At 69.3% G+C, this 21,604-nt stretch carries 26 protein-coding genes; 11 read left to right on the top strand and 15 right to left on the bottom strand.

All coding sequences use genetic code 11. The annotated features are described in order from the left end of the window. Both ACFYRH_RS15215 and ACFYRH_RS15210 read left to right on the top strand, forming a co-directional pair. Positions 1–816: an isocitrate lyase/phosphoenolpyruvate mutase family protein gene (locus tag ACFYRH_RS15215; protein WP_387774085.1), complete on the top strand. Its 816-nt coding sequence runs from the start codon at positions 1–3 to the stop codon at positions 814–816. Beyond that, positions 806–1,369: a hypothetical protein gene (locus tag ACFYRH_RS15210; RefSeq protein WP_387774082.1), complete on the top strand. Its 564-nt coding sequence runs from the start codon at positions 806–808 to the stop codon at positions 1,367–1,369. The genes ACFYRH_RS15215 and ACFYRH_RS15210 overlap by 11 nt, the downstream gene beginning before the upstream one ends. Here the strand turns inward: ACFYRH_RS15210 and ACFYRH_RS15205 are convergent. Then, on the bottom strand, positions 1,334–1,738 hold the full coding sequence (locus tag ACFYRH_RS15205) for a hypothetical protein (protein WP_387774079.1): 405 nt from the start codon (positions 1,736–1,738) through the stop codon (positions 1,334–1,336). The genes ACFYRH_RS15210 and ACFYRH_RS15205 overlap by 36 nt on opposite strands. Between ACFYRH_RS15205 and ACFYRH_RS15200 the strand changes: the two genes are divergently transcribed. The 3 genes from ACFYRH_RS15200 to def (ACFYRH_RS15190) are packed head-to-tail and all read left to right on the top strand — an operon-like array spanning position 1,675 to position 3,404. Further along, positions 1,675–1,917, top strand: coding sequence for a winged helix-turn-helix transcriptional regulator (locus tag ACFYRH_RS15200; RefSeq protein ID WP_387775291.1), 243 nt, complete (start codon positions 1,675–1,677; stop codon positions 1,915–1,917). The genes ACFYRH_RS15205 and ACFYRH_RS15200 overlap by 64 nt on opposite strands. A 9-nt stretch (positions 1,918–1,926) precedes the next feature. Further along, entirely contained in the window at positions 1,927–2,742 is an 816-nt protein-coding gene (locus tag ACFYRH_RS15195) for an LLM class F420-dependent oxidoreductase (protein ID WP_387774076.1), read from the top strand. Between the two features lie 56 nt (positions 2,743–2,798). After that, positions 2,799–3,404 carry a peptide deformylase gene (gene def, locus ACFYRH_RS15190; RefSeq protein ID WP_387774073.1) on the top strand — a complete coding sequence of 202 codons (606 nt, stop codon included), beginning with the start codon at positions 2,799–2,801 and terminating at the stop codon, positions 3,402–3,404. 1 nt (position 3,405) lies between these two features. On the opposite strand, the gene ACFYRH_RS15185 is transcribed toward def (ACFYRH_RS15190), so the two are convergent. Genes ACFYRH_RS15185 through cobT form a run of 4 tightly spaced genes read right to left on the bottom strand, consistent with a single transcriptional unit; the run spans position 3,406 to position 7,039 of the window. Continuing rightward, positions 3,406–3,945 (bottom strand): AAA family ATPase, encoded by a 540-nt coding sequence (locus ACFYRH_RS15185; protein ID WP_387774070.1) that lies wholly within the window; start codon positions 3,943–3,945, stop codon positions 3,406–3,408. Between the two features lie 30 nt (positions 3,946–3,975). Next, a complete protein-coding gene (locus ACFYRH_RS15180; protein WP_387774067.1) occupies positions 3,976–4,779 on the bottom strand; it encodes a TrmH family RNA methyltransferase in 804 nt (267 codons plus the stop codon). Next, positions 4,776–5,990, bottom strand: a complete 1,215-nt coding sequence (cobA, locus tag ACFYRH_RS15175; RefSeq protein WP_387774064.1) for a uroporphyrinogen-III C-methyltransferase — start codon at positions 5,988–5,990, stop codon at positions 4,776–4,778. Before cobA ends, ACFYRH_RS15180 begins: the two co-directional genes overlap by 4 nt. Continuing rightward, on the bottom strand, positions 5,987–7,039 hold the full coding sequence (cobT, locus tag ACFYRH_RS15170) for a nicotinate-nucleotide--dimethylbenzimidazole phosphoribosyltransferase (RefSeq protein WP_387774061.1): 1,053 nt from the start codon (positions 7,037–7,039) through the stop codon (positions 5,987–5,989). Before cobT ends, cobA begins: the two co-directional genes overlap by 4 nt. A gap of 151 nt (positions 7,040–7,190) precedes the next feature. Between cobT and ACFYRH_RS15165 the strand changes: the two genes are divergently transcribed. Together ACFYRH_RS15165 and ACFYRH_RS15160 are read left to right on the top strand one after the other, a co-directional pair. Next, positions 7,191–7,721: a YbhB/YbcL family Raf kinase inhibitor-like protein gene (locus tag ACFYRH_RS15165; protein WP_387774058.1), complete on the top strand. Its 531-nt coding sequence runs from the start codon at positions 7,191–7,193 to the stop codon at positions 7,719–7,721. A 101-nt stretch (positions 7,722–7,822) separates the two neighbouring features. After that, positions 7,823–8,797: a hypothetical protein gene (locus tag ACFYRH_RS15160; protein WP_387774055.1), complete on the top strand. Its 975-nt coding sequence runs from the start codon at positions 7,823–7,825 to the stop codon at positions 8,795–8,797. Positions 8,798–8,833: 36 nt separating this feature from the next. Here ACFYRH_RS15160 and ACFYRH_RS15155 read toward each other — a convergent pair whose 3' ends face one another. Then, on the bottom strand, positions 8,834–9,211 hold the full coding sequence (locus tag ACFYRH_RS15155) for a YchJ family protein (protein ID WP_387774052.1): 378 nt from the start codon (positions 9,209–9,211) through the stop codon (positions 8,834–8,836). 62 nt (positions 9,212–9,273) lie between these two features. Between ACFYRH_RS15155 and ACFYRH_RS15150 the strand changes: the two genes are divergently transcribed. Further along, the gene (locus ACFYRH_RS15150; protein WP_387774049.1) at positions 9,274–10,158 is read left to right on the top strand and encodes a hypothetical protein; all 885 of its coding nucleotides are present in this window, start codon (positions 9,274–9,276) and stop codon (positions 10,156–10,158) included. Here the strand turns inward: ACFYRH_RS15150 and ACFYRH_RS15145 are convergent. The 4 genes from ACFYRH_RS15145 to ACFYRH_RS15130 all read right to left on the bottom strand — a co-directional run bounded on the left by ACFYRH_RS15145 (position 10,147) and on the right by ACFYRH_RS15130 (position 12,817). Next, complete coding sequence (locus tag ACFYRH_RS15145; RefSeq protein WP_387774046.1) at positions 10,147–11,094, bottom strand: DNA glycosylase AlkZ-like family protein; 948 nt, start codon at positions 11,092–11,094, stop codon at positions 10,147–10,149. The two genes, ACFYRH_RS15150 and ACFYRH_RS15145, sit on opposite strands and share 12 nt — an antisense overlap. A gap of 38 nt (positions 11,095–11,132) precedes the next feature. Then, a complete protein-coding gene (locus ACFYRH_RS15140) occupies positions 11,133–11,723 on the bottom strand; it encodes a class I SAM-dependent methyltransferase (RefSeq protein WP_387774043.1) in 591 nt (196 codons plus the stop codon). A 308-nt stretch (positions 11,724–12,031) separates the two neighbouring features. Then, positions 12,032–12,226 (bottom strand): hypothetical protein, encoded by a 195-nt coding sequence (locus ACFYRH_RS15135; RefSeq protein WP_387774040.1) that lies wholly within the window; start codon positions 12,224–12,226, stop codon positions 12,032–12,034. A 75-nt stretch (positions 12,227–12,301) separates the two neighbouring features. Beyond that, positions 12,302–12,817, bottom strand: coding sequence for a helix-turn-helix domain-containing protein (locus tag ACFYRH_RS15130; protein ID WP_387774037.1), 516 nt, complete (start codon positions 12,815–12,817; stop codon positions 12,302–12,304). A 59-nt stretch (positions 12,818–12,876) separates the two neighbouring features. Between ACFYRH_RS15130 and def (ACFYRH_RS15125) the strand changes: the two genes are divergently transcribed. Then, a complete protein-coding gene (gene def, locus ACFYRH_RS15125; RefSeq protein WP_387774034.1) occupies positions 12,877–13,503 on the top strand; it encodes a peptide deformylase in 627 nt (208 codons plus the stop codon). Then, positions 13,500–13,664, top strand: coding sequence for a hypothetical protein (locus ACFYRH_RS15120; protein WP_387774031.1), 165 nt, complete (start codon positions 13,500–13,502; stop codon positions 13,662–13,664). The genes def (ACFYRH_RS15125) and ACFYRH_RS15120 overlap by 4 nt, the downstream gene beginning before the upstream one ends. 413 nt (positions 13,665–14,077) lie before the next feature. Here ACFYRH_RS15120 and ACFYRH_RS15115 read toward each other — a convergent pair whose 3' ends face one another. The 5 genes from ACFYRH_RS15115 to ACFYRH_RS15095 form a co-directional block, all read right to left on the bottom strand. Beyond that, positions 14,078–14,962 (bottom strand): carbohydrate ABC transporter permease, encoded by an 885-nt coding sequence (locus ACFYRH_RS15115; protein WP_387774028.1) that lies wholly within the window; start codon positions 14,960–14,962, stop codon positions 14,078–14,080. Beyond that, complete coding sequence (locus tag ACFYRH_RS15110) at positions 14,962–15,930, bottom strand: carbohydrate ABC transporter permease (RefSeq protein WP_387774026.1); 969 nt, start codon at positions 15,928–15,930, stop codon at positions 14,962–14,964. Before ACFYRH_RS15110 ends, ACFYRH_RS15115 begins: the two co-directional genes overlap by 1 nt. Continuing rightward, complete coding sequence (locus ACFYRH_RS15105; RefSeq protein ID WP_387774023.1) at positions 15,927–17,210, bottom strand: ABC transporter substrate-binding protein; 1,284 nt, start codon at positions 17,208–17,210, stop codon at positions 15,927–15,929. Before ACFYRH_RS15105 ends, ACFYRH_RS15110 begins: the two co-directional genes overlap by 4 nt. Before the next feature lie 249 nt (positions 17,211–17,459). Then, positions 17,460–19,595 (bottom strand): 3-hydroxyacyl-CoA dehydrogenase NAD-binding domain-containing protein, encoded by a 2,136-nt coding sequence (locus ACFYRH_RS15100; RefSeq protein ID WP_387774020.1) that lies wholly within the window; start codon positions 19,593–19,595, stop codon positions 17,460–17,462. Beyond that, positions 19,592–20,809, bottom strand: coding sequence for an acetyl-CoA C-acetyltransferase (locus ACFYRH_RS15095; protein ID WP_387774017.1), 1,218 nt, complete (start codon positions 20,807–20,809; stop codon positions 19,592–19,594). The genes ACFYRH_RS15100 and ACFYRH_RS15095 overlap by 4 nt, the downstream gene beginning before the upstream one ends. A 62-nt stretch (positions 20,810–20,871) precedes the next feature. Here ACFYRH_RS15095 and ACFYRH_RS15090 point away from each other — a divergent pair, with 62 nt between their 5' ends. Then, complete coding sequence (locus ACFYRH_RS15090; protein ID WP_387774014.1) at positions 20,872–21,603, top strand: MerR family transcriptional regulator; 732 nt, start codon at positions 20,872–20,874, stop codon at positions 21,601–21,603. Position 21,604: the final 1 nt, after the last annotated feature.

Raw genomic sequence — 21,604 nt, 5'->3', positions numbered from 1 at the left:
ATGGGCTTCCGTGAGTTGCACGCCGAACGCTTCGTGATGCCGAACGCCTGGGACGCCGGCAGCGCGGTGATCCTCGCCGCGGCCGGGTTCCCGGCGATCGCGACGACCAGCGCCGGGATCGCGTTCTCGCTGGCGAAGGGTGACCACACGCTGCCGGACGGAGCGCCGGCGGTGTCACGCGAGGAGATGTTCGACCGCGTCCGCGAGATCACCGCGGCGAGCGCCGTACCGGTGAACGGCGACCTCGAGGACGGGTACGGCGCCACGCCGGCGCGGGTCGCGGAGACCATCACGCTCGCCCGCGAGGCCGGACTCGCCGGTGGCAACGTCGAGGACTACGACGGCCGCGAGCTGTACGACGTCGAGCTCGCGGTCGACCGCATCGTCGCGGCCCGCGAGGCGGCCGGCCCGGACTTCGTGCTGACCGCCCGCACCGACGGCCAGCTCCTCCGTACGCCGACCACGCTCGCCGACTCGATCGACCGGGCGAACCGTTTCCGCGCGGCCGGCGCGGACTGCCTGTACGTTCCCGGCATCAACGACCTCGACACCATCCGGACACTCGTCACCGAGATCGACGGACCGCTGAACGTCGTCCTCGGGCTCGGCACCTCCACCCTCACCGTCCCGGACCTGCAGTCGGCCGGCGTCACCCGGATCAGCCTCGGTGGCAGTATCGCGCGGGCCGCGCTCGGGTTCGTGCGCCGGAGCGCGGAGGAGCTGGCCACGAAGGGCACGATCACCTTCGCCGCCGAACAGATCCCGCAGGCTGACCTGAACCAGCTGTTTGCGCGATCATCCAAGGGTGAGCGCTGACTCTCGCCTGACGCCGCTGGCGACGGCCCACAGCCTCGTGGGCTTCACCACCTGCGCCTGCCTGCTGGTCTTCTACGCCGCCGGCGAACCCTTCGGAATCCTCAACGACATCGGCAACGCAGCCCTCGGCGTCCTCAGCCTCGTCCTCGCCCGGCGCCTGCCCGCACCGATCCCGGCGCAGGCAGACATCGGCTCGGCGCTTGTCCGGCGCGGTCTCCTCCTCGCAGCCGCGGCCGTCGGGGCCGCGCTGACTGTCGTGGGCACGGTGCTCGTGCTGTCGGGTGTTACCGGCTTCTACCTCGCCGGGCTGTGGTCGAGCCTCGGGTTCGCCCTGATCGGGATCTGGTTGATCGGCGTCCGCGGCGTCCTGCCCGGTGTGGTGATGTTGCTCGGCCTGGTCGGCATCCCCGGCATCCTGACGGGTCTCGACGACATGAACAACGTGCCGCCCTGGATCTTCGTCGCCGGCGTGAGCTGGGCCGGGACCTACCTGCTCTTCCCCACCTGGAGCCTCCGGCTAGCCCGGCAGCACCGTGCCGAAGGCGTCGGCTAGCTCCGGGAACATCCCACGTACGTCGCCACCGCGCACCCAGATCCCGATCGCCAGCGCTGCGGTTGCCTCCAGCAACTTCGCGCGCTGGAGCCCGCCCGCGAACACCGGCGTACATCCGAGATCCCGGACAAGGTCGGCGACCGGCTCGAGGTCGCCATCGCCGCACAGCGGCACGCCCAGCCCGGGCGGTGGGTTCCGCCAGACCGAGTCAGCCGCCAGGTTGAACGCCTTCACCACCTGCACGCCCGGTGCCGCCCGCGCGATCGCCTCGGCAGTCGCCGGTTGTGACAACGTGAAATCGTCGTATTTCAGGGCGTTCGTGCAGTCGATCAGGGTTCGACCCGCCGGCACCTGGCTCGCGACGTCCACCGCCACCTGCGCCGGTACGGCGCGCCGAGGCGCCGCCGCGGGTCGAATACTCTCTCACCGCCGCCGGTCAGGACCTGCTCGTCCCGATCCGCGCGCTCGGTGACTGGGCCGCCGTGTACGCCGACCAACTGCCGACCGAGAACACACCTATCCGGAGGAGCCTCCGAAACGGGGGTTAGGATCTGGGTATGACAGCTTCCGAGTCCCCCGACCGTCCGTACGGCGCCTTTCCGGTACGGATCGGTCTGCAGGTCCAGCCCCAGCACGCGCAGTACGCCGACATCCGGCGTACCGTCGCCGCGGCCGAGGAGATCGGCGTGGACGTCGCGTTCAACTGGGACCACTTCTACCCCCTGAGCGGTGAGCCCGAGGGCCTGCACTTCGAGTGCTGGACCATGCTGGCCGCGTGGGCCGAGGCGACCGAGCGGGTCGAGATCGGCGCCCTGGTCACCTGCAACTCCTACCGCAACCCCGACCTGCTCGCCGACATGGCGCGCACGGTCGACCACATCAGCGACGGCCGGCTGATCTTCGGTATCGGCTCCGGCTGGTTCGAGAAGGACTACGACGAGTACGGCTACGACTTCGGTACGGCGGGCGGCCGGCTGGACGCCCTCGGTGAGGCCCTGCCGCGGATCGAGCGGCGCTGGGCCAAGCTGAACCCGCAGCCGACCCGGGACATCCCGGTGCTGATCGGCGGTGGCGGCGAGAAGAAGACGCTCAGGCTGGTCGCGCAGCACGCGAACATCTGGCACGGCTTCGGTGACGCCGAGACGATCGCGCACAAGCACGCCGTACTGGACGAGCACTGCAGGTCGATCGGCCGCGACCCGGGTGAGATCGAGCGTTCGGCCGGCGTCGGTGACAAGAAGCCGGAGGAGATCGGCAAGGGACTGCTCGACGTCGGCACCCGGCTGTTCACCGTGTCGTCGTCCGGCCCCGACTACGACCTCGGCCTGCTCCGCGAGTGGGTCGCCTGGCGCGACGAGGTCAACGCGAAGTAGCACCGTCGGCCGGGTGGGCGTCTCCGGCGGCCGCCCGGCTGTCTAAACTTTCCGGCATGTCTACGTTGCCTGGGAACGGTTCGGTGCGGCCCATCACCCGGTGGGGTGAAGAGGTCATGCACCGGGTCAATCAGCCGGTCACCGACTTCGGTGCCGAGCTGCAGACGCTGGTCGCCGACATGGTCGCGACGATGAACGCGGCCGAGGGCGTCGGCCTGGCCGCGAACCAGGTCGGCGTGGACCTGCAGCTGTTCGTGTTCGACTGCCCGGACAAGTCCGGGAACCACGTCCAGGGTGTGGTCTGCAACCCGGTGATCGAGCTGCCCGAGGGCAAGGACCGGAACCTGGACGAGGGCGACGAGGGCTGCCTGTCGCTGCCCGGCGCGTTCACGAAGTGCGCCCGCCCGGACTTCGCCAAGGTCACCGGCGTCGACCAGCACGGCAACCCGGTGAGCTACGAGGGCGACGGCCTGCTGGCCCGCTGCCTGCAGCACGAGACCGACCACACCCAGGGCATGGTGTTCGGCGACCGGCTGTCGCGGAAGTACAAGAAGCGCCTGTTCGGCGAGGCCGAGGAGTTCGCGGCCGACTACCCCGCCGACTGGCCGGTGTCCCCCATGATCGAGCACCACGACGACCACGAGGACACCCCGGCCACCTGAGCTACCAGCGGGCCTTCTCCAGATCGATCGCCTCGACCGACTGGGCCGGGGTCTGTCCCGTGGTGTCCAGCCACAGGCCCCGGCGCGGCGTCTCGTCCAGTCCGGCCTGCAACGCCCGTACGCCGTCCTCCAGCGAGTCGCCCCAGTCGCGGTAGGAGTTGTTGCCCCCGCGGCCGATCTCGCGCTGCACGATCGACTCGACGGACGGCACGAGTACGACGAGGTAGGTCTCGACGCCGCGCAGCCGCGCGAACCACCGCTCGACGTACTCGCCCAGCACGATGTCGCTGCACACGAAGTCGAACCCGGCGTCCGCGTAGTGCTGTGCGATCAACGCGCTCGCGTCGTACCGCAGCTCCAGCTGGCGCAGCGCCTCGGGTGACGGGTCCGGTGTCATGATCTCGGCGCCGGCGACGACGCCGCGGTAGAACACGTCGCCGTCGAGGGTCGCCGCGGGCGGACCCATCCGCGCGGCGAGCAACGGGGCGATCGTGGACTTCCCGGCGGCCTGCATCCCGGTGACCAGAACTACCTTCGGCATGACGTCATCACATCATCGCCGTCCAGCGGTTTAGCGGGTCGCGTAGAACGCCACAGCCGCGGACGACGCCACGTTGAGCGAGTCGACGCCGCCGGCCATCGGGATCCGGACCGTCAGGTCGGCTTGGCGCAGCACCTGCGGTTTCAGGCCGTGGCCCTCGGTGCCGAAGATCAGCGCGAGCTTCTCGTCCTTGCGGCCGGCGAGTTCGTCGAGGGTGATCGAGTCGTCGGTGAGCGCCATCGCGGCAGCCACGTACCCGTGGTCCTGGAGGTGGCGCAGGTCGCCGGGCCAGCTCTGCAGCCGGGTCCACGGGACCTGGAAGACAGTGCCCATCGATACCTTGATCGAGCGCCGGTACAGCGGGTCGGCGCAGGTCGGGGTGACCAGCACCAGTCCGACGCCCAGCGCGGCTGCGGCCCGGAAGCCGGCGCCGACGTTGGTGTGGTCAACGATGTCGTCGAAGATCGCGATCCGGCGTACGTCCTCGGTGAGCAGCTCGGTGAGCGGCACGGCCGCACGGCGCTTGTACGACGCGAGCGCGCCGCGGTGCACGTGGAAACCGGTGACCTGCTCGGCCAGTTCCTCCGAGACGACGTACACGGGTTTGTCCGGCCACTTCGCCAGGACGTCCTGCAGTGAGTCCAGCCAACGTGGGGCGAGCAGGAAGGAGCGGGGCTCGTAGCCGGTGTCCGCGGCACGGCGGATCACCTTGTCGCCCTCGGCGATGAACAGGCCGTGCTCCTCCTCGAGAAGACGGCGCAGGTTCACCTCCCGCAGCTGTACGTAGTCCGCGAGCCGCTCGTCGGCGGCATCCGCGACCTCGACCAACGTCACGCCGGGCCTACCTGGGCGGCGACGTCCACGACGTTGCCGATCACAACGATCGCGGGGGCGCCGACGCCCTCGTCCTTCATCGCCTGCGCGATTCCGGCGAGATCCGACGTCACCATCCGCTGCCCGGGGAGGGTCCCGTCGGCGATCGCCGCCGCGGGTGTCTCCGCCGGGCGACCGGCCTCGATCAACCGTTCCGCGATCGCCGGCAGGTTCTCCACCGCCATCAGCAGCACCAACGTCCCGTGCAGCTGCGCCAGCGCGTCCCAGTTGATCAGCGAGTCCGGGTGCGACGGCGGAATGTGCCCCGACACCACGGTGAACTCGTGCGTCACCCCGCGATGTGTCACCGGGATTCCGGACACCGCCGGCACCGAGATCGAGCTCGTGATTCCCGGCACGACCGTCCACGGCACACCGGCCGCCGCGCACGCCAGCGCCTCCTCGAACCCGCGGCCGAAGACGTACGGGTCGCCACCCTTCAGCCGTACGACGACCTTCCCCTGCTGCCCGCGGTCCACCAGGATCCGGTTGATCTCCTCCTGCTGCGCGGCCCGCCCACGCGGCAGCTTTGCCGCGTCGAACAGCTCCACGTCCGGGTGCAGCTCGTCCAGCAACTGCTGCGGCGCCAACCGGTCCGCGACCACGACATCCGCCTCGGCCAGCAGCCGCCTGCCGCGCACCGTGATCAGGTCCGGATCACCTGGTCCCCCGCCGACCAGGTACACGCCCGGGCGCCGGTCCACCTCGCGCGCGGCCAGCTCCCCGGTCCGCAGTCCTTCGAGGATCGCGTCCCGGACGGCGGCCGACTTCCGGTGATCGCCACCGCCGAGCACGCCGATCGTCACGTTGTCGTGCTGCCCCGATGCGGGCGTCCACGCGGTCGCACGGGACCGGTCGTCCGAGCGGACGCAGAAGATCCGCCGTTCCTCGGCCTCTGCCGACACCTGGTCGTTCACCGCGGCGTCGTCGGTGGCAACGACGACGTACCAGGCGCCGTCGACGTCGCCGGCCTGGTAGCCGCGCTCGATCCAGGTCAGCGACGGGTTGCCGAGCAGGCCTTCGATGGTCGGCGTGATCGACGGCGACACCAGGTCGACCCGCGCGCCGGCCTCGAGCAGCCGCGGCAGCCGCCGCTGGGCGACCCCGCCGCCTCCGACGACGACCACGCGCCGCCCGTCGAGGACGAGGCCGGACAGGTACTGATGCGTCACGAAGTGATCCCCGCGTCCTCGAACGTGGCCATCTCGGCGAGCGCGCGGACCGCGCACGTCAGGATCGGATAGGCGAGCACCGCGCCGGTGCCCTCACCGAGACGCAGGTCCAGGTCGACCAGCGGCTGCAGGCCGAGCTGCTTCAGCGCGACCGCGTGTCCGGGCTCGGCCGAGCGGTGGCCGGCGACGCAGTAGTCGACGGCGGCCGGGTGGAACGCCTGCGCGACGAGCGCGGCCGCGCCGGCAATGACGCCGTCCAGGATCACCGGAACCCGGTTCGCCGCGGCACCGAGGATGTACCCGGCCAGGGCAGCGTGTTCCAGACCGCCGTACGCCTGCAGCGCCTTCAACGGTTCGGTCGCCGGTACGCCGTGCTTCGCGAGCGCGTCCCGTACGACGCCGGTCTTGTGTGCCAGTGCGGCATCGTCGATGCCCGTGCCGCGGCCGGTGACCACGTCGGCGGTCGCTCCGGTGAAGGTCGCGATCAGCGCGGCGGACGCCGTGGTGTTGGCGATCCCCATGTCACCGGTCAGCAGACAGCGACAGCCCTCCTGGACCAGCTTGTCCGCGAGGTCGAACCCGACGGCGACGGCGGCCTTCGCCTCGTCCTCGGTCAACGCGTCGGTCTGCGACAGGTCCCGGGTGCCCGGACGGACCTTGGCGTGCACGATGTCGAGCTGTTCGACCGGCGTCGCCACGCCGACGTCGACCACGCGGACGTCCACACCGTTGTTGGCCGCGAACGCGTTCACCGCGGCTCCCCCGGCGGCGAAGTTCGCCAGCATCGCAGCGGTCACTTCCTGCGGCCACGGGGAGACGTTCTGCGCGTGCACCCCGTGGTCCGCGGCGAACACCGCCACGACGGCCGGGCTCGGCACCACGGGCGGACACGTCCCGGTCATCCCGGCGACCCGCACGGACAGCTCCTCGAGTACGCCGAGGGAACCGGCCGGCTTGGTCAGTACGGCGTGCCGCTCCTCGGCGGCCCGCATCGCCGCGGGATCCGCGGGCGCGATCCGCTCCAGGTACTCCTCCACCAGGTCCTCCACGGGTCCTCCGTCCGTTGCCGCCGGCGCGTTCGGCGCGCGGTCCGGCGTACCCGATCTTCGCATCCCCGAGTGTGTGCCCCCGGACGGACCGGCGGGATGTGGACAGTAGTGTCGGGATCACCACATGTCGCGAGATCCCGGAGGACCACAGATGTCTCTCGATCGTCCCGTCGCCCCGGACCCGTACGCGTTGCTGCCGCAGGCCGGCGCGTTCACCGTCACCAGCACCGATGTCGCCGACGGCGAGCCGCTGCCGGACGCCCAGGCGTTCGCGGGCGGCAACACCTCGCCGCAGCTCAGCTGGTCCGGGTTCCCCGCGGAGACCAAGGCCTTCGTGGTGACCTGTTTCGACCCCGACGCCCCGGTCCCGTCCGGTTTCTGGCACTGGGTGCTGGTGAACCTCCCGGCCACCGTCACCGAGCTCCCCACCGGCGCCGGTACGGCGGAGCGCCTCGACAACGGCGCCTTCCACGTCCGCAACGACTTCGGCACCAAGAACTTCGGCGGCGCCGCCCCGCCCCCGGGCGACCAGGTGCACCGCTACTACTTCGTGGTGCACGCGATCGACGTCGAGGCGCTCGACGTGGACGCCGACGCCACCCCGGCCGTCGTCTCCTTCAACCTCGCCTTCCACACGCTCGCGCGCGCCATCCTCACACCGACGTACGCGATCGCGGAGTAGGTCCCTCTCCGGGCCGGCCGCCGACGCAAACCACGGCCGGCCCGACACTCTCGGTTGCTAGTGTCGCGCGGAGTACCGAGAGTCGTCCCGAGAGGATTCACGTGGCTGTAGGAACGCTTGACCCCGCATCGCCCGAGTACGCCTGGGTGGCATCGGTCGTCGACCGTGTGTCGGAGCTCGCCGGCCGAACCGCGCGCTGGAACGGCACGGTCGTCGTCACCGACGAGGCCGGGCAGGAAGCAGCTCGCCGGCGGGCGGGGCAGATCGGTGCCGACTCGTTCTACACCGCGGCCGACAAGATCGCGCTGAGCGAGGAACAGGCCGCCACCGTTCGCGAGGCGATCGAGCGGTCCGGTCAGGCCAGCTCGGATCCGGCCGAGGCGCAGCGGCGCTGGGACGACATGATGACCGTGACCGGCGCGGTCGGGGCACAGGCGATCCGGCTGACCGGCCCCCAGGCACAGGACACGGGCCGGGTCGCAGGCTACGAGGGAGATCTCGACCGCGGCCTCGGGCAGGTCTGGACCCGGGAGAACCTCCGGGAGATCTTCAACGGCTCCGAGTCGGCCCGCCTGGTGCCGGCCGAGGGGGTTCCGATCCGGCGCGCGCTCACCGAGCAGGACAGCTCGGGGAGAGCCACCTATCAGGCCCTCGCCGCCCTGAAGCTGGTGGGCAGGGAAACGTGGCGTCCGGCCGCCGAGGCCGCTGACCCGCTGATCGCGACACCACCGGACCTGCGATTCCAGGCGATGGTGGAATCCATCGCCGGATCCGAGGACGTCGCCGCCGACGACCTGCGCAACGTCAGCACGTGGACCTTCCGCCAGGACCTCGGCGCAGCGCTCACCACAAGAGACCCCGAGGCCGCTCGGGCTGCGGCCCACGACGCCGTCAACAAGACCGTCAACGAGATCGATCGTCTGGCGCCGTCTCCGGACCGCGAGATCCCCGCCGAAACGGCAAGATTCGCCAACGACCCGGCGCAGGCCGCCCCCGGCTCCGCGGCAACACCCCAGGCCGACCGGAGCACCGCGGCACAGACCATCGACCGGCAGCCCGACCTCAGAGAGCTCTAGCTCCCGGAGCTTTCCGCCCCGCGGGGAGGGGCTTGGTCAGAGGGCTGTGACGTAGACCCATTGGCCGGATTCGCGGGTGAAGGTGCTGTTCTCGTGCTGGACGGCGGGGTGGCCGTTGGTTGTGTAGTGGGCGTTGAACTCGACCGTGCCCTCGGAGTGGAACGGGCTGCCGCCGGTGGTGTTCAGGATCTCGAGGCCGGTCCATTCGCGGTCGGGAAAGTCGATGTGCGCCGGGCGTGTGGTCAGCGACCAGGTCTGCTGGAGGTACGCCGCGTCGTGCACCACGAAGGCGGAGTACCTGGAGCGCATCAGCTGTTCGGCGGTCGTCGCCGTTGTCGCGCCGCGGTGCAGCGGGCCACAGCAGGCGTCGTACGGCGCGTTCTGGCCGCAGGGGCAGGTGGATGGAACTGGCATGTCGCCGATTGTTCCCGATCGGTCGGCTGTCTGCGTGATCTTCTGCGTGATCTACTGCCTTGATGGAGCCGACAGACGCTGCGCGCTGGCGGCGGTCGATGATCCGTCCCGTGCTCGAGCGGTACGCCGCGACGGACGGAGTCGACGTGGTGATGCTGAGCGGCTCGACCGCCCGCGGTGACGCCGACCGCTGGTCCGACGTCGAAGTCGGCGTCTTCTGGCACCGACCGCCCACGGAGGCGGAACGCCTCGCAGCCGCGGAAGGAGCCACCGACGTTCGTACGGTGTCCGCAGCAGACGCACCGCCTCCCTGGCTCGATCAGCTCTCCCTCGGTGCTCCGCGCCCGGACGGCCTGACGGTCGACGTCATGCACACCCAGACAACCGCCGTCGAGAGACTGCTGGACGACGTGCTCGTCTCGTGCCGGCCCGACGAGGCCGCATTCGACCTGCTGCAAGGAATCCTCGACGCCGGCGAGGCCAGCGGACCGCGGGCCGAGCTCCTCGCGCACTGGCAGGAACGCGCGGCGAGCTATCCCCGTGAGCTGGCCACGGCCGTCATTCGCCGGAACGGAAACATCGAGAAGTTCTGGCGCTGGCAGATGCTGACCGAGCGGGACAACCCGCTGCTGCTCGCCCGCGAGTTCCTGCGCGTCGCCACCCAGATGCTCAATGTCCTGCACGCCCTCAACGGCCGGTACTGCGGCCACGTGCTGTCGTTCAAGCGCCTCGACACCATCGAACGCACGCTCCTCCTCGCCCCGCCCGCACTCGCGAGCCGGCTCCGTGCGGTCTTCACCCAGCCGCCCGCCGAGGCCGCGGAAACTCTCCGCACGCTCGTCGAGGAAACGTTCGACCTGGTCGAGACCCACCTCCCCGAGATCGACGTCGACCGTCTGCGCGCCACGTTCCGCAGCGACCGCAAGCCGCTCGACTCAGCGCACTGACAGCGACGGCTCTCCCACCGGCAGACTCGCGACTTCGTCCCGCAGTACGTCGTACTCCGCCGCGCTCAGCGTCTCCGAGAGGATCACGCTCACCCGACCACCCTTGCGCCCCCAGGCGCCGACGATCCGCCCGTCCACCAGCACGCCGTTCGGATGGAACGTGTCGGCCGCCGGCGTCAGCGCCCGCAAGCCCGGCGCGATGAACCGCCCGTCCCGATCCCGCCCGAACAGGCGCAGATCCGGCGCCACCAGCAGGCGAACCCCACGAGGCTCCCGCACCGTGCGCAAGGACTCCTCGTCCGCGCGAAGCACCCACCCGGGCACACCGTCGAAGTCGACCTCGACCAGCTCGTCAGCGATCGACGACCAGACCGCTCGCGCGTCGGCCGGCGACAACCCCGACCACCAGGAGAACGTTCTTGGTGTCGTCGGCCCGAAACAGCGCACGTGCCGCCGGCACAATTCCGCACGCGCCTCGGCCAGGTCGAGCTCCGGCCGCGGCACCTCGTGAACCCACAGCGACGTCGTATCCCATCGCACCGCGATCCGCCCGCTGACGCACGCCGACCGCAACCCCCGGATCCCGGCCCCACGCCGTTCCCGCCCGCCGAGGAACGCACACACCTCGTCGGCCAGTACGTCGATCCGCCGCGAATCGAGCGGCATCCGCCCGAGCGTGAACACCCCGAAGTCTCGCGCCGGCAACACGTACACGGCTGCCCGCGGACTGTACGTCTGGATCAACGAAGGATGCTCCCAGTCCGACCGCACACAGCCGGCCATCCGAGCATGCAGGCCGAGCAGTGCATCCCGAGGAGCGGTGTCCTGCAATCCGACGTACGCCGCCTGCTCGTGCGAGCCCGGTGGTAGCCGGTCGACGAGGTGGTTGACATGCAGCCGGTAGGCGACGGCCTGCTCCCGCGTGACGTTCAGCATGGTGCCGACCGTACGGGGAAAAGACGCCATCCGATGGCTTAGTTTCGTTGAGCAATGGCGAACCAGGCGGGCGCGCCGTTCGAATGGATCCGCGTTTCGAGCCGGCGTGGTTCGACCGCGCGGAGCGTCCAGCCGGAGCCGGTACCGAACGCCGTCCGCAGCAGTTCTTCGCTGACCGGATGGGGAACACCCTCGGGGTCCACGTCGCTGAAGCACAGCACGTAGAGCATCGCGCCGGGCTCGGCCACTGACGCCAGGCTCGCCACGTAACGATCGCGTTCGGCCGCGTCGAAGGTGTGGAACAGACCGCAGTCGAGGATCGTGTCGAACCGCCGCCCGACCTCCTCGAGGTGCAGTGCGTCGGCGGTCGCGAACTCGGCCGTGATCCCCTGCTCGGCGGCCTTCGCCCGCGCGTGGGCGAGCGCTGTCTCGGCGAGGTCGACCCCGAAGACCGGCACGCCGTACGACGCGATGTGCAGTGCGTTGTCGCCACTGCCGCACCCGGCGTCCAGGACCGAACCGGTGAAGGCGCCCGCGGCCGCGAGCTCGACGACGACGGGTTGCGGCCCGCCGAACTCCCACGGCGCGGGCCCGTCCTGGTACGACGCGTCCCACGAGCGGCCCGCCATCCGCTCATGACTCGTAGGTTGTTTCGTGCGGTACGGATCCCCAGCCATCGACGTACGCCTCCCGAGTCCGATGGAGTACTTCCATCGTTACCCCGACCCGACCACCCTGGCTACGCCCGAGGAGATGTCACAGATGCTCACCACCCGTCGCCGGGAACCTGCCGCAGCCCGATATGAGACGTGATCTACTTCTCTCGATCCGCGGGATGAGCTGGTATCTCAGCCGCGGCCACTGGGCGCTGGGCTGATGAGTGAGCCTGCGCGCACGGTCGTCGACCACCTGCCGCGGCCGACGGTGCCGGGGCCGGTCAGCGGTTGATGATCGCCAGGGCGGTGCCGAGCGCGAACCCGAGGACGCCGACGAGTCCGGCGATCGACGCGAGCCGGCTCGCCGACCGCGGGGCTGTACGTGGAGCGGTCGTCGGGTGCACCTTCCAGACCGGATCGTTCGGCGCCTGCACCTGATCCGGCCAGAGGTGCTGCGAGGTCGCGTTGCGGTCCATGGGAACTCCGTACTCGACAGATTGCCTACCTGTGCGCTGACGCGTCAGCCGCATGCCCGGTTCCCCAGACGGACACTAGCCGTCCTGATGCAGCGGGAAGGCCCGGATGATCACCGCTGTCGCGGTCCCGCACGTGGGCCCAGACGTGGGCCCAGACGTGGGCTCGGACGTGGGCTCGGAGCCGGTGAAGTCCCGCAGCACGCGATGCAGCCGGGCCCGCAGCTCGGCCAGCTCGCCGTCGGCCAGCGTGACGACCGCACTGAACGCGAAGTCCTCGTCGTCGGAGGTCTTCGCGGCCAGCCAGCTCGCGTACGCCGTGTCCTCGAGCTCCCGGTTCAGCGTCGCCTGCTCGACCCGCAGCCGGCGCCACGGCTTCACCCGTCCGGCGGCCCCCGGCACCGCCTCGATCACCCCGAGCGCCTCCAGCCGCCGCAGGTGGAAGGAGCACGACCCGGTGCTCTCCCCGAGTTCGCGCGCCGCGATCGTCGACGTCGTCGTACCGTCGCGGTCGATCAGCGCCAGGAGCGCGGAACGGAGCGGGTGCGCGCGGACGACGTCCCGGCGGTTCGGCGTACTGCGGTGCTCGGCCATGCAGTGCATCCTAATCCCAGACTTTGCAAAGCTTTGACTTTGCAGAGTACGGTCTTTGTATGCCGACGTACATTCTGGGCCGCCCGAGCCGGCGACTGCCCGCGCTGACGGACGAAGTACGCCGCGGCCGCCCGCTACGCATCACGGAGTACGGCGAGCCGATCCTGCACCGCGCCTGCCGGCCGGTCACCGAGTTCGGCGCCGCGCGGTGGGGCCGGTTGATCGACGACATGTTCACCACGATGTGGATCGCGGAGGGCTGCGGGCTCGCCGCGAACCAGGTCGACGTCGACGCACAGCTGTTCGTGTACGACCTCACCGACGAAGCCGGCGACCGCCACGTCGGTCACGCGTTCAACCCGCGGATCGAGACGATGACGGCGCTCTTCGGCACCCAGTCCGGCACCGAGGGCTGCCTCTCGGTGCCTGGCGCCAACGCAGCACTCCCCCGCCCGGCCCGCGCGACGCTGCACGCGTACGACGTCGACGGCCGCCCCTTCACGCTGGACGCATCCGGGTACTTCGCCCGCTGCCTGATCCACGAGACCCAGCACCTGTCCGGCACCGTGTACGTCGACCACCTCACGCCGGCGGCACGCGCCCGCGCACTGGCCGACTCGAACGCCGAACGCGCCACCGTCCTCGAGCAGCGCGCCACCCGCCAACGCCTACTCACCAAGCCGTGACCGACACACTCACGTCTCCCCTCGTCGACTTCACCTGCGGTCAATGGGGCAGTGCCGGCTGGGCCGCCGAACGCTCGCACGGCGACCTCCGCCGGCACCTGTGGACGGCGTACGCCGAACGGCGACCGTCCCCACCTGGGACCAGGTCCACCTCGCGCTGACCGCCCTCGACATCGTTGCGCTGGCTCCAAGCAACACTTTCAAACCATTTTCACCCAAACCCCGCCCCTGAATGCACGCACTCAGTGGCCCCGCGGCACCCGCAAAACTCCCGCCAACCACCGGCCTGCACCGATCTGCGGAACTTATTCGCCACCGGGCGACCAAAAAGTTCCACAAACCGAGCCACCTGAGACGAGTTCTACGCCGCGGGTCACCCGACGAACCACCCACCCCCACAACCAGCCGCCACCCCCGCAGGCACCCCATGGGCGAGCACTTCGTCGCGGACGTCCGCGCCACGCAACAGCTCATGCCGCCGAAGGCGCAACACAAACGGCCCCGCGGCCGGGGGCTGTTTTACCTCTGGGTGGGTGGTGGCGGGGAGCCTGGTGGACTCCCCGCCGGCTGGGGGTCAGTCCTTGATGCCGGACTGGGTGACGCCCTGGATGAGGTAGCGCTGGAGGAAGGCGAAGATCAGCACCAGCGGCAGGATCGACACCGCGACGGCCATGAACAGTTCGTGGATGTTGATGGTCTGGGCCGTGATGAACGTCGACATCGCGACCTGGATCGTCCACGACGACGAGTCCTGGCCGATCACCAGCGGCCAGAGGAACGAGTTCCAGTTGCCGATGAACGTGATCGCCGCGAGCGCCGCGAAGAACGGCAGGGAGTTCGGTACGACGATCCGCCAGAACACCCCGAAGTACCCGGCGCCGTCCACCCGGGCGGCTTCCTCGAGCTCCTTCGGAAAACCCAGGAAGTACTGCCGGAACAGGAAGGCCGCGAACCCGCTGAACAGTGTCGGAATGATCAGGCCGCGCAGCGACGAGACCCACCCGAGCGACGACACCACGATGAACGAGGGGATGAACGTCACCGCCCCCGGGATCATCAGCGTCGCGACGATCGCGTAGAAGATCTTGTCGGCGTGCTTGTACGGGATCCGGGCCAGCCCGTACCCCGCCATCGATGCCAGCAGCAACTGTCCCGCGGTGCCGAGGATCCCGACCACCGCGGAGTTGTACAACGCCCGCGCCATCGGCACCGTGGTGTCGTTGAACAGCTCGCTGATGTTCCCCCACTGCAGATGCGAGGGGAACAACGTCCACGTGGGCGCGGTGATGTCGGCCTCGGTGGACAGCGCGTTGCGCAGGATCAGGTAGAACGGCAGCAAGAACAGCACGACCGCGATGAACAGTGCGATCCAGCGCAGCACCGTTCCGACCCGGCCGAGTGGGGTCTGCTGGAACCCGATCGGCTGCGGCGTACCCGTCGTACGCTCGGAGACCGCCATCAGTCGCCCGCCTTTCCGAAGCCGAAGAGCCGGCTCTGCAACAGCGTCACGAGCATGATGATCACTGCCAGGATCAGCGCACCGGCCGACCCGTGACCGAGGTCCTGGATGGACCCGAGCGAGATGCCGTACAGGTAGACCAGCGGCGGCCGCGCGTAGTTCACGTTGCCGATCAGGTTGTAGAACTCGTCGAACGCCTGGTAGGCCGCGATCAGGTTCAGGATCAGGACCGCCACCGACGTCGCCCGCAGCTGCGGGAGCGTGATGTAGCGGAAGACCTGCCACCCGGGCTTCGCCCCGTCGACGTACGCCGCTTCGTACAGGGTCGGCGAGATCCGCTGCAGACCCGCGATGAACAGGATCATGTAGAACCCGAGCTGCAACCAGAGCCGCACCGTGACCAGCGGGAGCCAGTACCACGGCGGCGAGACCGTCGAGAGCCACGCGATGTTGTCCACGCCGAACCAGCCCAGCACCGTGTTCGCGAGACCGAACCGGACGCCGTTGAAGATCGACAGCTTCCAGATCAGCGACGCGACGACGTACGAGCACGCGGTCGGCAGGAAGAACACCGACCGGAAGAACGCCCGCGCGATCTTCACCTGGTTGACCAGCAACGCCAGTACCAGCGAGAGCACGAACGTCAGCGGCACGATGAACACCGCGAAGATCGTGAACGTGCCCAGGCTGGACAGGAAGTTGTGGTCGGTGAGCATGTCGATGTAGTTCTGCAGCCCGACGAACTTCGACGGCGTCGCGGTGTTGTACGCCTCGAAGAAACTGAGGACCAGGCTCCAGATGATCGGCAGGTAGGAGAACAGCAGCAGGCCGACCACGAACGGTCCGACGAACACCCAGAACCACAAGGTGGTGCCGGCGATCCCCTTCTGCCGCGGGGCTTTGGCCGATCGGCCCCGCCGCTCACCAGCGGTGGCGGGGCCGTCGGACGTCTTCGCCGGTGCACTCATCCGAACAACCGCGACAGTTCGTCGTTGACGGTCTTCTCGGCTTTGGCGATCTCTGCGGCGGGGTCGGCTCCCTTCTTGATGATGTTCGTCAGCATGTCGCCGAACGCCGTACCCATCTTCGGGGTCCAGGCCGGGTCGTCGGTGTGGCCGTAGTCCTGGGTCAGCTTCACGGTGTCGGCCGCGACGCCCTTCTGCAGCTTCTCCGCCTTCGCCGCGACGCTCTTCCGCGGCGGGATGTGGAAGCCGTAGCTCAGCGACCAGTCCACCTGGTCGTCCGCCTGGTCGATCCACAGCCACTTGACGAACTTCTTCGCCGCGTCGACGTTCGCGCTCTTCGCGGACACGAACTGCGTCCAGCCGCCGGAGTACACGGCCGGCTTGTTCGACGCGTCGAGGGCCGGGAACGGGATCACGCCGAGGTCGTCGCCGAGCGCCTTCTGCATGCCCGGCACCGCCCACATGCCGATCCACTGCATCGCGCACAGGCCCTGGTTGATCGCGCTCGGGTCGGTCCAGTCGGTCGGCGAGCCGAGCAGGATGCTCTTGCTGGCGTAGAGCTCGTGCAGCTTGCCGAACATCTTGGCCGGGCCGTCACCGGCGAAGCCGGGCTTGTGGTCCTTGGTGAGCCGGTCACCACCGGCCGCCCACAGCGCCGGGCTGCCGAGCGCGAGGCCGCCGTCGTTGCCGACGAACATGCCCTTCACCTTGTTGGTGGTGAGTTCCTTGGACGCCGCGATCAGGTCGTCGATGGTCTCCGGCGGCTTGATGCCGGCCTTGTCCAGCAGCGACTTGCGGTAGTAGATGACCTGCGGGTCGATGATCATCCGGATGCCGTAGATCTTGCCGTCCACGGTGTTCGTGGCCAGGTCGCCCGGCAGGAAGTCGTCCTTGACGTCGGCGATGATGTCGTCGAGCGCGACCACCTGGTTGCTCTTCACCATGCCGATGTTCAGCTGGCTCTCGAAGACGTCCGGGCCCTTGTTCGACAGCAGACCGGACGACAGCTTGCTGGCGTAGTCACCCGGCGTCCACTGCACCGAGACGTTCGCGTCGGTGTAGGCCTTCGCGTACTTCTGCGCGGCCTGCTGGGTCCCGGTCTCGCCGTACTGGTGGTACCACTGCGACAGATTGACCTTCGAACCTCCGCCGCCGCCTCCCGACGACGGTCTGCCGGTATTGCCGCCGCAGGCCGCGGTCAGCGCGGCGAGCGCGGCCAGACCACCGGTTCGCTTGAGCAGATCCCGCCGGGTCAGACCGGCGTTCGGAACATGAGCAGGCATGACTTCCACCTTCCCGAGAGCGACGTCGCAGGGGTACGACGCCAGGAGTTCCGAGTTACTTAACTACGTTAAGCATCTCCGATTTCGCACACGGTACAACAGGGTTCAACACAACGACAGCGTTCGACGCAAGGTCAATCGTTGTAGAAGTGCCAGAACAATGTCTCAAAAGCGCGCCCGGCGCAAGACCGGACGCGCTCTTCTTTGTTCGAACGTGTGGAGTTTGCTGGAGTTGATATCGGCTCGTGATCAGCCGAAGAGCTCGCCGGCGTCCGCCTTCCGGACCAGGAGTGCGGGCGGCGTGAAGCGCTCGCCGTACGTCGCCGCGAGTGCGCGAGACCGGGCTACGAACGCCCTCGGACCGTAGGCGTTGATGTACTGCAGCGCGCCGCCGTGCAGCGGCGGGAAGCCGATGCCGAAGATCGAGCCGATGTTGGCGTCGGCCACCGACCGCAGCACGCCCTCGTCCAGGCACTTGACCGTCTCGAGAGCCATCGCGAACAGCAGCCGCTCCTGCACGTCGATCAGCGGTACGTCGCTCTGCGGCGCGAAGTGCTCCCACAGCCCCGGCCAGAGCCGCTTGGGCCCGTCCGCCGGGTAGTCGTAGAACCCTGCCCCGGCCGCCTTCCCGCGGCGGTCGAACTCGTTCACGAGACGGTCCGCGACCGCCATCCCCGGATGCTCGTCGAACGCACCGGCGCTCTCACCGGCCGCGCGCGCCGCGTCCCGGATCTTCTGCGGCAGCGTCAGCGTGATCTCGTCCAGCATCGCCAGCGGCGGCGCCGGGAACCCGGCCTGGGTCGCGGCCCGTTCGATCAGCACCGGGTCGACGCCCTCGGCGACCATCGCGGCGCCTTCCATCACCAGCGTGCCGAACACCCGCGACGTGAAGAACCCGCGGCTGTCCCCGACCACGATCGGTGTCTTCTTGATCTGCCGTACGACGTCGTAGGCGCGCGCGATCGCCCGGTCGTCGGTCTTCTCGCCGACGATCAGCTCGACCAGCGGCATCCGGTCCACGGGCGAGAAGAAGTGCATGCCGATGAAGTCGTCCGGCCGGTCGATACCCTCGGCGAGGGTGCTGATCGGCAACGTGGAGGTGTTCGAGCAGAGCAGCGCGTCCGGCTCGACCACGGCGGCGATCTCGGCGAAGACCTTCTGCTTCAGTCCGACGTCCTCGAAGACGGCCTCGATCACCAGATCACAGCCGGCCAGGTCGTTCGGGTCGCCGGTCGGCGTAATCCTGCTGAGGAACGTCTCGACGTCGGCAGGCGTACTCCGGCCTTTCGCGACCTGCTTCGCCAGCAGCTTCTCGGAATATTCCTTTCCGCGCGCGGCGGCCTCCAAGGAAACATCTTTGAGCACAACCTCGAGACCGGCCTTCGCACACGCGTACGCGATGCCCGCGCCCATCATCCCGGCCCCGAGCACGCCCACCTTGCGAGCGCGCCAGGTCGGTACGTCGGCCGGCCGCGAGCCGCCCGCGTTGATCGCCTGCAGGTCGAAGAAGAACGCCTGGATCATGTTCTTCGCGACCTGCCCGGTGGCGAGCGAGACGAAGTACCGCGACTCGATCCGGGAGGCAGTCTCGAAGTCGACCTGGCTGCCCTCGACCGCGGCACTCATGATCGCCCGCGGCGCCGGGTACGGCGCGCCCTTGAGTTGCTTGCGCAGGTTCGCCGGGAAGGCCGGCAGGAACGCGGCCAGCTTCGGCGAGGACGGCGTACCGCCGGGGATCTTGTACCCGTCGTGGTCCCACGGCTGCTTGGCGTCACCGTCATACGTCGTGATCCACCGCCGGGCCGCAGCGAGGAGCTGATCGGCGGCGACGACCTCGTCGACGATCCCGACCGACAGCGCATGCGCGGGCTTCATCCGCTGGCCCTGGAGCAGCACCTTCATCAGCGCGTCCTGCAGGCCGAGCATCCGCACCGTGCGGGTCACTCCCCCGCCGCCGGGCAGCAGACCGAGCGTGACCTCCGGGACGCCGAGCTCGATCCGGTTGTCGTCGGCAACGATCCGGTGGTGGCAGGCGAGCGCGATCTCCAGCCCGCCGCCGAGCGCCGACCCGTTGATCGCGGCCACGACCGGTACGCCCAGGGTCTCCAGAGCGCGCAGCTGACGCTTGACCTCCTCGATGGTCCCGAACACCTGCGCCGCGTCCGAGGGCTGGATCTGCGACAGCTGCCGCAGGTTCCCGCCGGCGAAGAACGTCGATTTCGCGGACGTCACGATCACGCCCTCGAGCAGCGCCTTCTCGGCGATCAAGCGCTCGACGGTCCGGCCCATCGCCTCGACATAAGCGTCGTTCATGGTGTTCGCGGACGCGGACGGGTCGTTCAGCGTCAGCGTGACGACTCCGGCGTCGTTCTTCCACTCGATCATGCCGCAAGCCTCTCGATGATCGTCGCGACGCCCATCCCGCCGCCGACGCACAGGGTGGCCAGTCCGTAGCGGAGCTCGCGTCGCTCCAGCTCGTCCAGCAGGGTTCCGATCAGCATCGCGCCGGTCGCCCCGAGCGGGTGGCCGAGCGCGATCGCGCCGCCGTTCACGTTCACCTTCTCGTGCGGTACGCCGAGATCCTTCATGAAATGCATGACCGCGGCGGCGAACGCCTCGTTCATCTCGAACAGGTCGATGTCGTCGGCCTCGAGCCCCGCCTTGGCCAGCGCCTTCCGGGCGGCCGGCGCCGGGCCGGTCAGCATGATCGTCGGATCGGCACCGCTGACCCCGACCGAGACGACCCGGCCACGCGGCGCCTGACCGAGCGCCTCGCCGGCCTTCTCGTTGCCGATAGCAACCAGGGCGGCCCCGTCGACGATGCCCGAGGAGTTGCCCGCGTGGTGCACGTGCTCGATCCGCTCGACCGTCAGGTACTTCTCCAGGGCGACCGAGTCGAACCCGCCGTGCTCCCCGATCGCGGCGAACGACAGCGGCAGCCCGGACAGCGTCTCCACCGACGTCCCGGGCCGCACCAGCTGGTCGTGATCCAGGATCCGCAGCCCGTTCCGATCGACCACGGGTACGACGGAACGCGCGAAGTACCCGTTCGCCCAGGCCTTCGCGGCGCGGGCGTGGGACTCGGCGGCGTACGCGTCGACGTCGGCGCGGGAGAACCCGTCGATCGTCGCGATCAGGTCGGCGCTGATGCCCTGCGGGATGAAGCCGGTCTCGAGCGCGGTCTCCGGGTCCATCGCCCAGGCGCCGCCGTCGGAGCCCATCTTCACCCGGGACATCGACTCGACGCCGCCGGCCAGGATGAAGTCCTCCCAGCCGGACCGGACCCGCTGCGCCGCCTGGTTGACCGCCTCGAGACCCGAGGCGCAGAAGCGGTTGAGCTGCACGCCGCCGGTCGTCTCCGGGTACCCGGCCATCAGTACGGCGGTGCGCGCGATGTCCATGCCCTGGTCACCGATCGGCGTCACCACGCCGAGCACCACGTCGTCGATGGTGGCCGGATCCAGTTCGGGATGCCGCACCCGCAGTTCCTGCAGCAGGCCGGTGATCAGCTGGATCGGCTTGACCTCGTGCAGCGCGCCGGTCGGCTTCCCCTTGCCCCGCGGCGTGCGAATCGCGTCGTACAGGAAGGCTTCGGTCATACCGGTGATTGTGACAGTCCCGCTGTCACGATGGTCAAGGGGCACTCGTTATGATCTCCGCCATGTCGGAAGTGGCGGGGGACGCGACCCTGACGGTCGTCGAGTTGTCGGCGCGGGTCGGGATGACGGTGCGCACGTTGCGCTTCTATGCGGGCCGCGGGTTGATCCCGCCGCCGACGCGACGGGGACGGGTCGGGTACTACGGTGCGGAACACATCGCCCGTCTCGACCTGGTCCGCGAGCTGCAGGCGCACGGGTTCACGCTGTCGGCGATCGAGGGCTACCTGGACCGGATCCCGCAGGACGCGACACCGCAGGACATCGCGCTGCACCGCACGCTGCTGACACCGTGGATGCGCGACCTGCCGGAAACGCTCGACCGAGCAGCCCTGGTACGGCGTACCGGTCGCGACCTGAGCGACGACGACATCGAGATGCTCGTCGCGCTCGGGGTGGTCGAGCCGACGCCGGACGAGGACGTGTTCCAGGTCGCGACCGCGCACCTGAGCCTCGGGGTCGAACTGCTCGATCTGGACCTCCCGGTCGAGGCGGTGCTGGCCGCCGGCCGGATCTTCACCGACCACGGCCGCGCGATCGCCGAGGAACTCACCGAGGTCTTCCGCACCAAGGTCTGGCCGCACTACCGCGACTCCGGCGGTCCGCCGGAGCACATCCAGCAGCTCGTCGAACGCTTCAAACCCGTCACCATCCAGGGTCTGGTCCTCGCTTACGAACGAGCCGTCGGCGAGACCCAGCGCGACACCATCCGCCGCACCCAGAGCAAACCTCGGTGAC

The organism is Kribbella sp. NPDC004875, assembly GCF_042873375.1.
Lineage (GTDB): Bacteria > Actinomycetota > Actinomycetes > Propionibacteriales > Kribbellaceae > Kribbella.
Note: the sequence above shows the minus strand (reverse complement) of the source record. Positions and strands in the feature narration are given on the sequence as shown.

Excerpts from the sequence above, each read along its gene's own strand:
- ACFYRH_RS15150 (WP_387774049.1), top strand. The coding sequence starts at position 9,274 with ATGGAGCCGACAGACGCTGCGCGCTGGCGGCGGTCGATGATCCGTCCC.
- ACFYRH_RS15195 (WP_387774076.1), top strand. The coding sequence starts at position 1,927 with ATGACAGCTTCCGAGTCCCCCGACCGTCCGTACGGCGCCTTTCCGGTA.
- def (WP_387774034.1), top strand. The coding sequence starts at position 12,877 with ATGCCGACGTACATTCTGGGCCGCCCGAGCCGGCGACTGCCCGCGCTG.
- ACFYRH_RS15115 (WP_387774028.1), bottom strand. The coding sequence starts at position 14,962 with ATGGCGGTCTCCGAGCGTACGACGGGTACGCCGCAGCCGATCGGGTTC.
- ACFYRH_RS15145 (WP_387774046.1), bottom strand. The coding sequence starts at position 11,094 with ATGCTGAACGTCACGCGGGAGCAGGCCGTCGCCTACCGGCTGCATGTC.
- ACFYRH_RS15100 (WP_387774020.1), bottom strand. The coding sequence starts at position 19,595 with ATGATCGAGTGGAAGAACGACGCCGGAGTCGTCACGCTGACGCTGAAC.
- ACFYRH_RS15155 (WP_387774052.1), bottom strand. The coding sequence starts at position 9,211 with ATGCCAGTTCCATCCACCTGCCCCTGCGGCCAGAACGCGCCGTACGAC.
- ACFYRH_RS15130 (WP_387774037.1), bottom strand. The coding sequence starts at position 12,817 with ATGGCCGAGCACCGCAGTACGCCGAACCGCCGGGACGTCGTCCGCGCG.
- def (WP_387774073.1), top strand. The coding sequence starts at position 2,799 with ATGTCTACGTTGCCTGGGAACGGTTCGGTGCGGCCCATCACCCGGTGG.
- ACFYRH_RS15215 (WP_387774085.1), top strand. The coding sequence starts at position 1 with ATGGGCTTCCGTGAGTTGCACGCCGAACGCTTCGTGATGCCGAACGCC.
- ACFYRH_RS15095 (WP_387774017.1), bottom strand. The coding sequence starts at position 20,809 with ATGACCGAAGCCTTCCTGTACGACGCGATTCGCACGCCGCGGGGCAAG.
- ACFYRH_RS15135 (WP_387774040.1), bottom strand. The coding sequence starts at position 12,226 with ATGGACCGCAACGCGACCTCGCAGCACCTCTGGCCGGATCAGGTGCAG.
- ACFYRH_RS15165 (WP_387774058.1), top strand. The coding sequence starts at position 7,191 with ATGTCTCTCGATCGTCCCGTCGCCCCGGACCCGTACGCGTTGCTGCCG.
- ACFYRH_RS15140 (WP_387774043.1), bottom strand. The coding sequence starts at position 11,723 with ATGGCGGGCCGCTCGTGGGACGCGTCGTACCAGGACGGGCCCGCGCCG.
- ACFYRH_RS15105 (WP_387774023.1), bottom strand. The coding sequence starts at position 17,210 with ATGCCTGCTCATGTTCCGAACGCCGGTCTGACCCGGCGGGATCTGCTC.
- ACFYRH_RS15185 (WP_387774070.1), bottom strand. The coding sequence starts at position 3,945 with ATGCCGAAGGTAGTTCTGGTCACCGGGATGCAGGCCGCCGGGAAGTCC.
- ACFYRH_RS15110 (WP_387774026.1), bottom strand. The coding sequence starts at position 15,930 with ATGAGTGCACCGGCGAAGACGTCCGACGGCCCCGCCACCGCTGGTGAG.
- ACFYRH_RS15090 (WP_387774014.1), top strand. The coding sequence starts at position 20,872 with ATGTCGGAAGTGGCGGGGGACGCGACCCTGACGGTCGTCGAGTTGTCG.